Source organism: Alkalibacterium sp. 20 (genome assembly GCF_001885615.1).
Lineage (GTDB): Bacteria > Bacillota > Bacilli > Lactobacillales > Carnobacteriaceae_A > Alkalibacterium.
On sequence record NZ_LSRN01000019.1, the window covers coordinates 11732 to 25635 of the forward strand.

The window sequence follows — 13904 nt, forward strand, 5'->3', positions numbered from 1 at the left end:
AATTCTTATATTCTTGTCTACCATAGACTATTATTCTATTTAAACGTGACAATCGTTGCGCCGTTCCCGCCCTGGTTCGCTGGTGCATCACCAAACTCCTTGACTTGCGAGTGTTTTTTCAAGAATTGTTGGACGCCTTTTCTTACCGCACCCGTCCCCATGCCATGAATGATCGTTACTTTTGGATAATTGGCAAGTAGGGCCTGATCTAAATATTTATCCACTTTGTTGAGCGCTTCTTCCACTCGTTCTCCTCTGACATCTATTTCAGTCGAAACGCCCATGCTTGAAGAGCGTGTGATCGAGACGCGTTGTTTGGGTTCTTTTTCCTGCTCTATCTGCACCAGATCTGCTTCAGGCAGTTTCATTTTAAGCATACCCATTTGAACCACCCAGTGACTGTTATCTGCCTGTTCAACTATAATCCCTCTTTGACCGAACGACTGTACTTCGACACTATTGCCGACCCTTAAACCTTTTTTCTGTTTCTGTTTCTGCAGGACTTTATTTTTATTCAGGCTCATTTCTTCGGTCTTAAGGTGTGATAACCGTGATTGGACATCGATAAATTCGTGTTCTTTAAGTGGTTCACTCATATGCCCTTCAAGCTGTTTTTGCCGTAAGTCTTTGATGATGGCTTCTGCTTCCTGCTTTTTCTTTTCCAAATAAATATTAGCTTCTGTTTCTGCTTTTTTACGTAAATGGTCTTTTTCATTCTGATAAGTTTTGTACTCTGCTTCAAGTTTTCGATGCAAGCTCTCTGCATCTCTACGTTCTTTGGTCGCTTTGCCCGCTTCACTTTCCGCTTGCTTGCGTTTACCTTCCAGATCTTCGATCATCTGGTCTACACTCTGGCTATCGCCACTCATCAATTGTTTGGCAGATTCAATGATCATCGAATCCAGTCCCAAACGTCTAGCGATCTCAAACGCATTACTTCTTCCTGGGATACCGATGAGTAAGCGAAACGTTGGACTAAGCGTATCGATATCAAATTCCATACTGGCATTAATGGTTTCCGGTCGATTATACCCATAGGCTTTCAGTTCCGGATAATGTGAGGTGATCATGACATAACAGCCGCTTTGAGCAATCGCATCGAGTATAGCGATTGCCAATGCTGCTCCTTCTTGAGGATCCGTTCCGGCACCCAATTCATCCAACAGAATAAGACTCTTGTCATTCATTTGTTTTAAAATATTGACGATCTTTGTTAAATGCGATGAGAACGTAGATAGACTTTGTTCGATGGATTGTTCGTCACCGATATCCGCGTAGACGCTCGAGAAGATGCCCATGGCACTGTTTTCTTCTGCCGGGATAAACAACCCTGACTGCCCCATCAACTGGAGCAACCCGAGCGTTTTTAAGGCTACTGTCTTCCCGCCCGTATTGGGTCCGGTCACGATCATGGTTTTATATTCTTTTCCAATGACGATATCGTTAGGTACCACTTCATCATCAGTGAGCAAAGGATGTCGCGCCTGATATAACTCAACATGATTATCCGTACTTATTCTTGGTTTGACGGCTCTGATCGCTTTTGCAAAGCGTCCTTTGGCTTGAATCACATCGAGTTCAACCAGTAATCTCAGATGTTCTTCCAAAGCTTCCCGGTAAGGTTCGATTTCCGCGGTCAATTCAGCTAAAATGCGTTCCACTTCATACTTCTCTTCCACTTGATACTGGCGCAGTCGATTATTTAAATCGACGACACTTTGGGGCTCAACAAACAGCGTTTGTCCCGTCGAACTCTGGTCATGGATAACACCGCCAAAAACAGATCGATTCTCTGCCTTCACAGGAATCACGTAGCGGTCATTTCGCATCGTTATCAGTGCATCTGTAAGAAACCGTGATTGGGGACCTCTAACAATACTTTCAAGTTTTTGACGTGCACGACTTTCTGTCTGTCTGATACCATCTCTTAACCCTTTCAGTTTCGAGCTGGCGTCATCCAAAACGTAACCGCTCTCGTCTACGACCATAAATATTTTTTTCTCCAAAGCATTAAATGTTTCCAATTTATTTATTTTGTCATATAACCGGTGCAGAGGAATGTCCTCTTCTTCCGCTTTTCTAAAAAACGTCTTGATTTCTCTCAGTGTTCTTAGTAAACGACCAATTTGAGCAATTTCTGTACCGTTCAAACTGCCTTGAACCCGGACGCGTTTCAGGTGAGGACGGATATCTTCAAAAGCAGCCAACGGAATGCCACCTCTTAAGCGCATCAGCAACACCGCATCTTCTGTTTCTTCCAATTGTTCCAAGATGCTGTCTTTATGATCAGATGGTTTGATGGTTCTGACTTTTTCCTTACCCAGCTTCGATACTGTGTGTTCACTTAATTTAATGATTACTTTTTCATATTCCAACGTCTTGAATGAAGATTGAAATGTTTCCGTCATACTTTCTCCCCTTATATGGTTCACGCTTACGACTCAACAAAAAAGGTTGATTGAAAGGCATCATAGTGATGTTTCTCCTTCAACCAACACACCTTGCGTTTATCTGTATTTATTCTTGTGGTCCTTGTTCGATCCACCAGTCATATACTTGCTCTGACAATGCTGGTGTGTCCGTGACGATTTCTCTCGCCAGTGCGCTTGACGCAAACTGGTTTTGTATGAGTGCTACAGGCAGCATTGAAAGAACAAAGAGGACAAAGAATATCCCGATGTAATGCACAACAAAGCTCAACGCCGCTCCACCAATTGCGTTGACTGTCCGTACCACTGGTAAATCAGCTAACGACTGGAACAAGCCGCCCAGGATTCGAGTGACTAGCCAACCGACAAATAGTAAAATCACAAATGAGACGCCTTTATAAAAAGCTCCGTCTAAATCAAATAAGAAATCGATGCTGTAAAGCACGAAAGGATTGTCTGACGTAGTTACCGGTGTAGGATACGGAATAAACATCTGCGCGTACTCATTGAGCATTTGATAATAGTTCAAAGCGAACCAGAATGAGACAACATACCCGATCGTTAATACGAGCTGTAAGACCAAGCCTCTTCGTGCTCCACTATATAGTGATAATAGTAATAAAAAGATAATAATCCCTGTTAACAGCATACTTTTCTCCTTATTGGCTCAGTTAGTTTTCTAAATCCTGTTCTAACTGTTCATATTTTTCTTTCAGTTGTTCCAATTCATGTCGCATGGTCAATTGATCCGATACGGCATTGATCGCCAGTAAGATGGCCCTTTTTTCTTTATCCAGACCTTTTGTTAATTCTTTTAGTTGACTTAATTGTTCATCCACTGTCTCTGCGACGACGCGCATATGTTTTTCAGGCTTTGAACCAACAATAGTGTATATTTCTCCATCTATAGTTGCTTTATATCTTCGCTTCCCTTCGGACATGACACAGCCCCCTCGCTTCTCAAATTCTTTATTATAATAACACGAATTTGTTCGGCGTGCATTACTTCCGGCTTTTTTTATACTGATTTCTGTGAATAATCAAGGTATTCTATATGAAAAAAACAGAGTAGACAGATGCCCACTCTGAAAATCTTCTTTCTTTTCAAGTTTAACTTGACACATTTCAGCTGTTATCTAATTTCTGCAGCAAAGTGCTTCACTAAAGCTTCTTTCACTTGTTCGAAGTCTTTGGTTACCTCTTCTTCTTTTAACGTCGCTTCCGGATTCAGGTAAGCCAAGCTATACGCCATTGATTTTTTACCTTGTTCAATGTTGTCCCCCTGATACAGATCAAAGAGTCGTATGGATTTCAACCATTTCCCACCGTTTTCTTTCATCACAGAAAGAATCGTGTCATGTAAAACGGTCTCCTCCACGATAAACGCGACATCTCTTGATGTTCCCGGATATCTTGGGATCGATGAATGGATCAGGTCTTCCTGGTGGTTATCCAGCAGCTCATCCATATTGATTTCAAACAGATAGGTGTCTTTCAGATCGCGTTCTTCTGCGATATGTGGGTGTAACTGTCCGATGACACCGACGACTTTATCTCTCCATTTGATCTCAGCTGTGCGTCCTGGATGGAGTTTTGAATAAGCCTGTGTTGGTTCGTAGCTGATTTCTTCAGATACACCGATCACCTCGAACCACTCTTCCACAATACCTTTAGCCGTAAAAAAGTCTACCGTCTGCTCGTCTTCTTGCCAGTTTGCTTCTATACGCGACCCTGTCAAAGCACCTGAGACGTGTGTCACTTCTTGTGGTAATTTCGAAGCTGGATCAGGATAGAACACCCGACCAATTTCATAAAAACCAATGTGTTTGTTTTGTCGCGCAACATTATACTGGATATTATCCAATAAACCACTCAGTAAACTTTTACGTAAGGCCTGGTGTTCTTCACTCATTGGCCAATCCAATTTTACCGGTTCGCCTTTGACACGTGCGAATGCCTGAGCTTTTTTGTTTGTCGTTAAGGCGTAACTGATTGCTTGAGACAATCCTGCGCCTTCCATGAAGTGACGCGTTTCGCGAACACGCTGCTGTTTGTGCGTCAGTTCTCCCGGGACAGACTCATTTTGTGGGAGTGTTGCCGGTAATTTACTATACCCGTGCAAGCGAATCACTTCTTCAATAATATCTGCTTCGATCTCAATATCCCAGCGTCTTGGTGGAACCGTGATCGTCAGTGTTTGAATCGCCGTTTGACTGTCAAAACCTAAACGATCCATCAAGCTCACCACTTCTTCAAGTGATAAAGCTGTTCCAAGTGCCTGATTGATCTTAGCGAGTGTGATGGTTACTTTTTTATCTTCCGGCTGAATGGCTTCGACACGTGCCACACCACTGACGACTTGACCACTGCCAAGTTCTGCAATCAGTTGGGCTGCATGATCCAGTGCTTTTTCAATGGTTGCTGTATTGAGTCCTTTTTCAAAACGTGAACTCGCTTCACTTCTTAAATTAAGCGCTTGCGCCGTTTTTCTGATGATGCTTGATTCAAATAAAGCTGATTCAAGGGCGATCGTTCTTGTTTCACTTGTGACGTGGGTGTTTTGACCACCCATGACACCGGCTAAAGCGACCGGCTTTTCACCATTTGTAATGACCAGATTGTCCGGACTCAACTGTCGCTCCTGCCCGTCTAACGTCACCAGCGTTTCGCCTTGTACTGCTCTTCTGACACTGATTTTTTTAGAACCTAAAGCCTCGTAATCGAAGGCATGCAAAGGTTGTCCGTACTCCAGCATGATGTAATTCGTTACGTCAACGACGGCATCGATGGGACGGATGCCTGCATGCATCAACTTACGCTGCAGCCACAAAGGACTTTCTTTCACTGTGACCTCTTTGATCACACGTATTTTGTACACGGGTGCATCCTTTGCATCATCGACTGACACATCGATATAATCGCTGATATCTTCAGAATCGTCTTCCGAAACAATGACTTCTTTGAAATCGGGTTGTTGTGAAAGGATAGCACCGACTTCATAACCGACACCGCGCATACTCAATGCGTCGGCACGGTTTGGGGTTATATCCAGTTCAATGAAGGCGTCATCCAGACCAATGTACGGTAATGCGTAGGCACCAATTACTGCATCTTCCGGCAGGACATAGATACCATCTTCAGCTTTCTTCGGTACGACTGAATCAGAAAAGCCTAATTCCTGTAAGCTGCAGATCATGCCATTTGATACGACACCTCTTAGTTTGCTTTTTTTAATTTTCAAGCCATTAGGTAGGGTCGCACCCGGTAAAGCGACAATGACCTTTTGCCCCGCTTTAACGTTGGGCGCTCCACAAACGATTTGAGCGTGTTCTGCTAGATCGACATCGACCGTTGTTACGTTCAGATGGTCTGAATCTGCCATTTGTTGAGCTGCCAGAACTTCTCCGACGATGAAATTCTCTAAGCCGATTGAAGGGATACTCACTTCATCCACTTCTATTCCTGTTAATGTAATCTGGTCCGCCAATTCTATTGGAGAAATACCGCTTAAATCTAAATATTCACTTAACCACTTGACTGATACTCTCATGCTCTCCTATCCCTTCCTTTTAAATTGTTCCAAGAATCGCTGATCATTTAAATAGAAATGACGAATATCATCCACACCATATTTCAGCATCGCGATACGATCAGGGCCTAAGCCGAAAGCGAATCCACCATATTTCGAAGAATCCACACCGGACATTTCCAGTACATGGGGATGCGTCATGCCGGCACCTAAAATTTCGATCCAGCCGGTTTGTTTGCAGACGTTACATCCTTTACCTTCACATTTAAAGCAGGACACATCGACTTCGACACTAGGTTCTGTAAATGGGAAATAACTTGGACGCAGACGGATTTCTCTTTCTTCGCCGAACATTTTCTTGGCTAACAGTTCCAGTGTTCCTTTTAAATCTGCCATGGTAATGTTTTCGTCAATAACCATCCCTTCGATTTGATGGAACTGATGGGAGTGCGTTGCATCATCGGTATCACGGCGATAGACTTTACCCGGACTGATCATTTTGAGCGGCCCTTTCGAAAAATCATGACTCTCTAAGGTTCGTGCCTGGATCGGTGACGTGTGGGTACGCAGCAAGACGTCTGACGTGATATAAAAGGTATCCTGCATATCACGTGCGGGATGATTCTGCGGTAAGTTGACACGCTCAAAGTTGTAATAATCGGTTTCCACTTCGGTGCCTTCAATGACCTGGTAGCCCATGCCTAAGAACAGATCCTCGATGTTTTCCATGATTTGAGTCAAGACATGCGTCTGACCGGTCTTGACTTGTCTGCCTGGCAGCGTGACGTCGATGGCTTCTTCAATGAGTTGCTTTTCCAGCGCTTCTACTTCAAGACTTGTTTTCTTTTCAGATAATACAGCGGTGATTTCATCACGTACCTCATTCGCTTTTTTACCGAATACGGGACGCTGTTCAGCCGAAAGGTCTTTCATGCCTTTTAGCACAGCTGTGACTTCACCTTTCTTACCTAAGTACTTGACACGTAGCGCTTCGATTTCTTTCAATTCAGCTGCACTGCTTACATGTTCTTTTACTTCTTCCAGCAGCGTCGTTAATTTTTCTTCCATTTCCATCGTCATGCTCCTTTATTTAAAATATGACATTTTGTCTGATGATTTTTAAAACAAAATAAAAAACCCCATCCCAATAGAGGGACGAGGTCAACACGCGGTACCACCCTTGTTCAAAAGTTACCTTTTGCACTTCTGCATAACGGCGCATACCGAGATTAAAAGTTAATCTACATAATTCTCCATCCAGTTCAGACTGGGTGAAAAAGCAATGAAAGTGAACTTCCTCAAACGATTCAATCGATGTTTTCAGCCAGGACATCGTTCTCTAGTAGTGTTTCGTCAGAGTACTCTTTTTCATCTTTTGTTTTAGTCTATTTTACAAACCCATTGGTCTGCCCATTCTTGTACTTCGATCATAACATTTTTTAAAGCTTTACCTTTTTCAGTTAAACAATAACCTGATTTCATATCACAGGAATCATCCAAGTCTTTGGTTACAATACCTTCTTTTTCGAGTTCTTTGAGACGTTCGACTAATACACGATCGCTGACGCCAGATATTGACTGTGACAAGTCTTTGAATCGACGAGGTCCATCCAACAATACATCAATAATCAAGCCTGTCCATTTTTTACCTAAGATGGCAAAGGACTGTTCAAACTTTGGACAAATAACTTTATCTTGATGCGTATCTGTTGTAATCATTTCTATCATACGCTGTCACCTCTACTTTCACACCTGTTATTATACCACTAACAGCTGTAAAATGGTACGCTCATTTATAATTTAAAAAAATTCATTTTCGTTAATATTTTATAAAAATTCTATTAACATCGTTGCGATAGTGAAGTAAATAAGCAGACCTAAGGAATCGTTGATCGTGGTGATGAATGGACCCGAAGCAACCGCCGGATCTATTTTAAATTTTGTAATAATCACTGGTATTGTTGCCCCTATGACGGTTGATATACTTATTGTGATAAACATGGATATGCTTATAATGAATGCCAGCACTGGATTGCCATATACTATGCTGATCAAACCAATAATAACCACTCCGGCAACTAATCCCATGATCATTCCGGCACCCAGTTCATTTTTAACGGTCTGAAAAAATCCATCTCTGTCTCTTTCATCATCGATCGTTAAATTACGTACAGCTACAGCCAGCGATTGCGTCCCCACATTACCCGCTGTATCCATTATCATTGGTATAAATGCGGCAAGTAATACTACCGATTCCAAGGTTTCTTCAAAAATACCGATCAGACTTCCTGTAATTGTTCCCAAAAACAACAGAATAACAATCCACGGAATACGTGATTTAGCTGTTCCAAAGGCGGTAACTTTACGATCGTCATCACTTCGTTTGATAGCAGAAAATTCATTAAAGTCTTCCGTAACCTCTTCTTCCAAGATATCCATGACATCATCAACGGTTATAATACCTTGAATCGTCCCATCATGACCCAAAACTGGAATGGCAAGCAAATCGTAATCCTGAATAACACGAGCGACATATTCCTGGTCTTCATTGACATTGACAGAAACGACTTGTGTGAACATGATATTTGCGACTGTTTCATCTTCCGGAGAAAGCAGTAAATCTCTCAAAGATAACACGCCTACCAAACGATCTTTTTCATTAACTACGTACAGATAATAAATCGTTTCAGCTTCGCGACCAATTGTTCTCAGTTTACTGACGACCTCTGCAGTCGTTTGAGTGTGGTGTACAGTAATGAATTCTTTCGTCATTATCGAACCTGCTGTTTCCGGTTCATATGACAGCAATTCTTGCACGCGTTGTCTTTCTTCGTCATCCATCATCGCTAACAATGCCTGATTGTCCGTTATGTCACTTTCAGATAGAAAATGCGCAACATCATCGGCAGCCATAAAATTGAAGACTTCAGCCATATATTCATCAGGCAGATACTGCACCGCAGCTTCCTGATCCTCTGTTTCCATCCATTCAAAGATTTCTGCAAATTCTTCAGGTGTTAAAAATTCAGAGATTTTACGTTTTTTATCAGGATAAAGTAAATGGAAAACCTCATGCTGGTCGCGATCATGTAATCTTAAAAAAAGTTCTCTAAAAGTCTGCTTGTCATTGTCTTTCGCTGCCTTGAAAATATGCTCATATGTTTTTTGTTTATTGCTTTTCACTAATTTCATAGTTTTTCACCCTTCTCGTTTGGTTTAGCGTCAGATCATCTTGAAATGTTATTATTTTTAAATTTCTCATCCTGATGTGCAAAGGAACAGGATCCATCCGCCTCACCTCCATTGATTTTTTACTAGAAGGACCTTAACCGAACGTACAACTATTTATGCTGAATTCAATATAAAGTTCTATAATTTTACAGATAAAAAAACACGCCTATTTGAGCGTGTCAAGAACATGAACGTCAAGTCATCTTCAAAAACACCTCTGTCGTTGAGCTTTAGCTTCATATGGCATAGAGAAAATTCCTCAGCTACATTAAAAATCCCCTTCATCCGAAATTTTTTGCTGACCCGTTGGCGTCTTTAGACGTTTCCGGGCAGTAGCTTGTCTCCATACGGAGCCTCACCTAACAAGGTCATGAATATCTATCGTTCCTATCATAACGAATCTTATTTAGTCAATCAAGCAATAGTTCTCATGTAACGCTCTCGTTTGCTGATTTTTATGAAAATAAAATAAAGAGCGTTATCTTTGAAGCCAAGTTGAAGAGTATTTATACTGAATGAGTAACCACTAACTATAAACGTATAACACGAGGAGAGATTCCATGAATAAAAGAAAGTTAATAGTGCTATTTTTAGCCGCGACCACTTTAGCCGCGTGTACGACAGATGATGGAGCGGGTGAAACCGAGACGTTAGATCCAATCGAAGAAGAAGCAGCCATTGAAGAGGAACCCGGCGAAGCTCTCGTGACAGACGAAGAAATGGCTCCCATAAGTGATGAAGAATTAGAACAAGCAGAAGTTATCGATGATTTGGATCAATACCCGGAATTTGCTGAACAGGACGCCTTCGACCCAACTGTTTATGACGCCTATTTGATTACGGATAATGGATCAACACGAGTCATTCTGTTCCAAGATGGGGATGAACAAGTCTTCAAATCCGTTTATATCGAAGAAGATAACCGTTTGAAAATCATAGATTTACAGAACAATGAACTGCTTATCAATTCTCCATTATAATTTCCATACTTATTATAAGGAAGGATGATTATATATGCATGAAAAAGAAATAGTTAAAACGCAACAACCTAAAGAAAATTATTTAATGGCTGATAATCGAAAAAACATTAAGCCCCTACCGAAAGTGGAGAGTGATTCCTATAAAGCCGCCGGCAAAATGAAAGGTTTCAATACCATTGTAACCGGTGCAGACAGTGGCATCGGTCTTGCCGTGGCCATTGCCTTTGCAAAAGAAGGTGCAAATGTCGCACTTGTTGATTTAAAGAACAACGAAGATCTGAAAACAGCCAAAAAAAGAATTAAAAAACTGGGTGTTAAGTGTCTGACGTTTGCGGGGGACGTCGGTGACGAAGACTTCGCTAAACACACAGTGAATGCTGTAGCTGAAGAATGGGAAGACATCCACGTGCTCGTCAACAATGCGGCCGAACAACATTCGCAAGAAAGTATTATGGATATTACTGCCGCTCAAATCGACCGTACTTTTCGCACCAATATCTATTCAACCATTTACTGGTCACGAGAAGTCTTTCCATACTTGGTTAAAGGTGGAGCGATTATCAACTCCTCCTCGGTTACAGCATATAAAGGCTCGCCTGGTTTGATGGATTATGCGTCAACCAAAGGTGCGATTATTTCGTTCACCCGTTCTTTAGCTCAGAACAAAGAATTCCTCAAGAAAAAAATACGCGTCAATGCCGTAGCTCCCGGACCTATCTGGACACCCCTTATTCCCGCAACCCTTGGAAGCTCTTATGAAGAGCATGCTGGTGTCCCTATGGATCGTCCCGGCGAACCTTACGAACTGGCACCAACCTACGTTTACCTGGCAACAAACGACTCAAGTTACGTTACCGGACAGACCCTTCATGTCAATGGCGGGACCGTCGTTAACGGTTAATGAAATATCTAATGAGGAAGAGGATTATCCTAAAAAACGGGATAATCCTTTTTTTATGTCCCTCGCCCCTACTGTTTTTTTGCTTAGCTTTAATTTGATACAATATACTTTATTGAATTTACTGTCCTTAATGCACCGCAAGTGACACCTAAATTGGCCGTTATTTATATAATCATCTTTCACCAGTTTAAAGGCTTGTATCGATCTCTGTATGGGATGACTATTATGTTTTTCGAAAATAGTCATATCTTGTTCTTATTTTTATTTTATTATTGAATCGTTACTTTAACCTTACCAATAACGGCTTCTTTTTGATTGTTTTAAAATTTTTATAGCTGAATTTCATCCCTTATCCTTTAAGGAAAAAATGGACAGGCTCTACTGAATATGACATAATCAGAATCAATTATAAATTAAGTTGACCTTTAAAAGTCATCTAAAGTTATTTGGAATGGGAGAGTATCAATGAAAAGAATATTGCTAGGAAGCCTAATGTTTATCAGCATAATCATGTTTTATTTTACAAACGTATCCGCTTATGCACAAGAGCCCGATTCTTCAACGGAAGAGACTTTCTCTGAAGAATTATTAGAGGAGCCTTATGAAGAGGAAGCTGAGCAGTACGAGAGAGCAAAAGTGTTGGAAGTCGAAAACACCGATGGAGCAGGTCTTGATGAAGGGTTTTACACTGAGATCCTGTCGGTTCGAATCGCCTTTTTATCAGGAGAAAGAAAAGGCGAGGAATCAGACGCAATTCATTATTTAACAGGAAATCCTGGTCATGATTTTTCCGTGACTCCTGGAGACAGGGTATTGGTAAATATACAGGAAATAGACGGGGAAACAGAAGTCCATATTATTGAATATGTACGCGATACTTATATATACATTGTAGGTGGGATTTTTATAGCTTTATTGATACTCCTCGGCGGCATGAAAGGGATAAAGACCATCATCACGTTAGCCCTAACGCTATTCTTGTTATTGTATGTGTTGATACCCGGATTGTTAGCAGGCTATAGTCCTATTTTACTGACTATAGGGATTTCAATTATTATTACTGTAGTTACTATTTTAATTGTAGGAGGCAGAAATATTAAATCCTATGCGGCAATCATTGGCGTCTTAGGAGGGGTATTGATTGCCGGTATCATTGCTTATGTATCGGGAAGTCAAATGAACTTAACCGGACTATCGAGTCAGGAAGCAGGAATGCTTATGTTTATTCCACAAGAGGTAGATTTCAACTTCAGCGGATTACTTTTTGCAGGGATCGTCATGGGCGCCTTGGGGGCAGTGATGGATGTGGGTATGTCCATCGCCTCAGCTATGGAAGAAATCCACCTGGCAAACCCTACGATTTCCACCAAAAATTTGATTTCAGCAGGAATGAATGTAGGAAAAGATATCATGGGTACCATGGCTAACACGCTGATTTTAGCCTATATCGCCAGTATGATCCCCTTATTACTATTATTTACCGCCTATCAAGAACCTTTTATTAGTATCATTAATATGGACGTAATCGCCACTGAAGTGATTAGGGCCTTATCGGGAAGTATAGGTCTAATACTATCTATTCCCCTTACGGCAATTAGTGCCGGTTTGCTAAGAGATAAAATAAAACCTCAAAAGGTTTCTCTTTCCTCTAAGGAAACCAGCGAATAAATAAGATATTAAAGGGAAGGTAAAATATGTTCAAACAGGAATCGATGGAGATAACACTGCAAGATCATCGATACAGACTTTGATTTGACGATTGAGTTTGTCATAGTCGAAAAGCTTCTGAAGTAGGCAAGGCTATGGGGAAATGGAATTATTAGTTAATCTTTTGCTTGACTAAACGTAGGAAAGAGACTGGGACTTTTGCCCCAGTCTCTTTTCTGTTTTGTTGAAGAATTATAAACAAAGAATATCACTTTGACTCCAATCGCAAAATCAAACCGAATGAACTGTTAAAAGATACCTTAATAAGTATAAAAAATAAACACTTACATATAGAGCTCTTACAATGACAAGCTCAGCTTCCTTTTTGTTTTGAGTTAGTCATTTCGCTCTTGAAATGACAAGCTCATTCATTATTTGTACTTGAGTCTGCAGTTTCTAAAGAGAACCTAAGTAAAATACTCAAAAATACCTTAGCGAATTCCAAAAAATCAAACCCTCAATAGCAAAAAAAAGTTGTTTTCTATTTTTGTTCAAACGCTGAACAAAAATGGAAACAACTTATATTAGTTATTAGTAAAACAGCTTGTAGGATAATTAAGCGTGTACCACTCTTAATTTCATGCTCCATTCTGATATTTTCCCTTTAAACTTCATTCTAATGGGGGTGGATACTTCACTGATTGCACAGTATTTGTCTACACACGTAACGACCAAACTCTCTTTATAGCGAGGCATTCCTATACCGGTTGTCGTCAGGAACATATGCTTCAATATAATATCTTTTTCAAGTTCGCTTAATTCGGTTAAGAGTAGAGCATTTTTTACAGCAATTTTAGGATGGACAAAGTTATGTGATCCTACTTTCATTGAAGCAATTTCTTCTCTGCCTTCATGGAAAAAATCATGCAGCAACCCTGCTCTAGCAACAGCTCTCACATTTAATTTCAAGCGTTTAGCGATTTTATAACTTACGTACGATACAAATAATGAATGAATCAAGCGCGTCGTGTAGCGGTGGTGAGTGATCTCATCTAATTTGAGTAAATCTTCATTTTCAAGTAAATCTTCGACTAACGTCATATAGTCTTTGTCATTTTCCCAGATTGATCGAACAAATTCCATGGAACGTCTCCTTTTTTAATGAATCAGTGATAAGCCAATGCAGT

The 13904-nt window shown here is 40.8% G+C and carries 12 protein-coding genes and 1 riboswitch; of the genes, 3 read left to right on the forward strand and 9 right to left on the reverse strand.

The window, feature by feature from the left end:
• Nucleotides 1-35: 35 nt before the first annotated feature.
• The 8 genes from AX762_RS03170 to mgtE form a co-directional block, all read right to left on the reverse strand.
• On the reverse strand, nucleotides 36-2408 hold the full coding sequence (locus AX762_RS03170) for an endonuclease MutS2 (RefSeq protein WP_071847719.1): 2373 nt from the start codon (nucleotides 2406-2408) through the stop codon (nucleotides 36-38).
• Nucleotides 2409-2517: 109 nt separating this feature from the next.
• A complete protein-coding gene (locus AX762_RS03175) occupies nucleotides 2518-3078 on the reverse strand; it encodes a CvpA family protein (RefSeq protein ID WP_071847720.1) in 561 nt (186 codons plus the stop codon).
• A 22-nt stretch (nucleotides 3079-3100) separates the two neighbouring features.
• On the reverse strand, nucleotides 3101-3370 hold the full coding sequence (locus AX762_RS03180; protein ID WP_071847721.1) for a cell division protein ZapA: 270 nt from the start codon (nucleotides 3368-3370) through the stop codon (nucleotides 3101-3103).
• A gap of 191 nt (nucleotides 3371-3561) precedes the next feature.
• Nucleotides 3562-5979, reverse strand: a complete 2418-nt coding sequence (gene pheT / locus AX762_RS03185) for a phenylalanine--tRNA ligase subunit beta (protein ID WP_071847722.1) — start codon at nucleotides 5977-5979, stop codon at nucleotides 3562-3564.
• A 6-nt stretch (nucleotides 5980-5985) separates the two neighbouring features.
• Complete coding sequence (gene pheS / locus AX762_RS03190) at nucleotides 5986-7032, reverse strand: phenylalanine--tRNA ligase subunit alpha (protein ID WP_071847723.1); 1047 nt, start codon at nucleotides 7030-7032, stop codon at nucleotides 5986-5988.
• Between the two features lie 16 nt (nucleotides 7033-7048).
• A complete protein-coding gene (locus tag AX762_RS03195) occupies nucleotides 7049-7291 on the reverse strand; it encodes a hypothetical protein (protein ID WP_071847724.1) in 243 nt (80 codons plus the stop codon).
• A gap of 47 nt (nucleotides 7292-7338) precedes the next feature.
• Nucleotides 7339-7677 carry a helix-turn-helix domain-containing protein gene (locus tag AX762_RS03200; protein WP_071847749.1) on the reverse strand — a complete coding sequence of 113 codons (339 nt, stop codon included), beginning with the start codon at nucleotides 7675-7677 and terminating at the stop codon, nucleotides 7339-7341.
• A gap of 108 nt (nucleotides 7678-7785) precedes the next feature.
• Complete coding sequence (mgtE, locus tag AX762_RS03205; protein ID WP_071847725.1) at nucleotides 7786-9150, reverse strand: magnesium transporter; 1365 nt, start codon at nucleotides 9148-9150, stop codon at nucleotides 7786-7788.
• Between the two features lie 247 nt (nucleotides 9151-9397).
• Nucleotides 9398-9563: riboswitch (M-box (ykoK) riboswitch) on the reverse strand.
• A gap of 186 nt (nucleotides 9564-9749) precedes the next feature.
• Between mgtE and AX762_RS03210 the strand changes: the two genes are divergently transcribed.
• The 3 genes from AX762_RS03210 to AX762_RS03220 all read left to right on the forward strand — a co-directional run bounded on the left by AX762_RS03210 (nucleotide 9750) and on the right by AX762_RS03220 (nucleotide 12738).
• Nucleotides 9750-10169: a hypothetical protein gene (locus tag AX762_RS03210; RefSeq protein ID WP_071847726.1), complete on the forward strand. Its 420-nt coding sequence runs from the start codon at nucleotides 9750-9752 to the stop codon at nucleotides 10167-10169.
• A 34-nt stretch (nucleotides 10170-10203) separates the two neighbouring features.
• Nucleotides 10204-11070, forward strand: a complete 867-nt coding sequence (locus AX762_RS03215) for an SDR family oxidoreductase (RefSeq protein WP_071847727.1) — start codon at nucleotides 10204-10206, stop codon at nucleotides 11068-11070.
• A 465-nt stretch (nucleotides 11071-11535) separates the two neighbouring features.
• On the forward strand, nucleotides 11536-12738 hold the full coding sequence (locus AX762_RS03220; protein WP_071847728.1) for a YibE/F family protein: 1203 nt from the start codon (nucleotides 11536-11538) through the stop codon (nucleotides 12736-12738).
• Between the two features lie 594 nt (nucleotides 12739-13332).
• Here the strand turns inward: AX762_RS03220 and AX762_RS03225 are convergent.
• Nucleotides 13333-13860 (reverse strand): HD domain-containing protein, encoded by a 528-nt coding sequence (locus AX762_RS03225; protein ID WP_071847729.1) that lies wholly within the window; start codon nucleotides 13858-13860, stop codon nucleotides 13333-13335.
• Nucleotides 13861-13904: the final 44 nt, after the last annotated feature.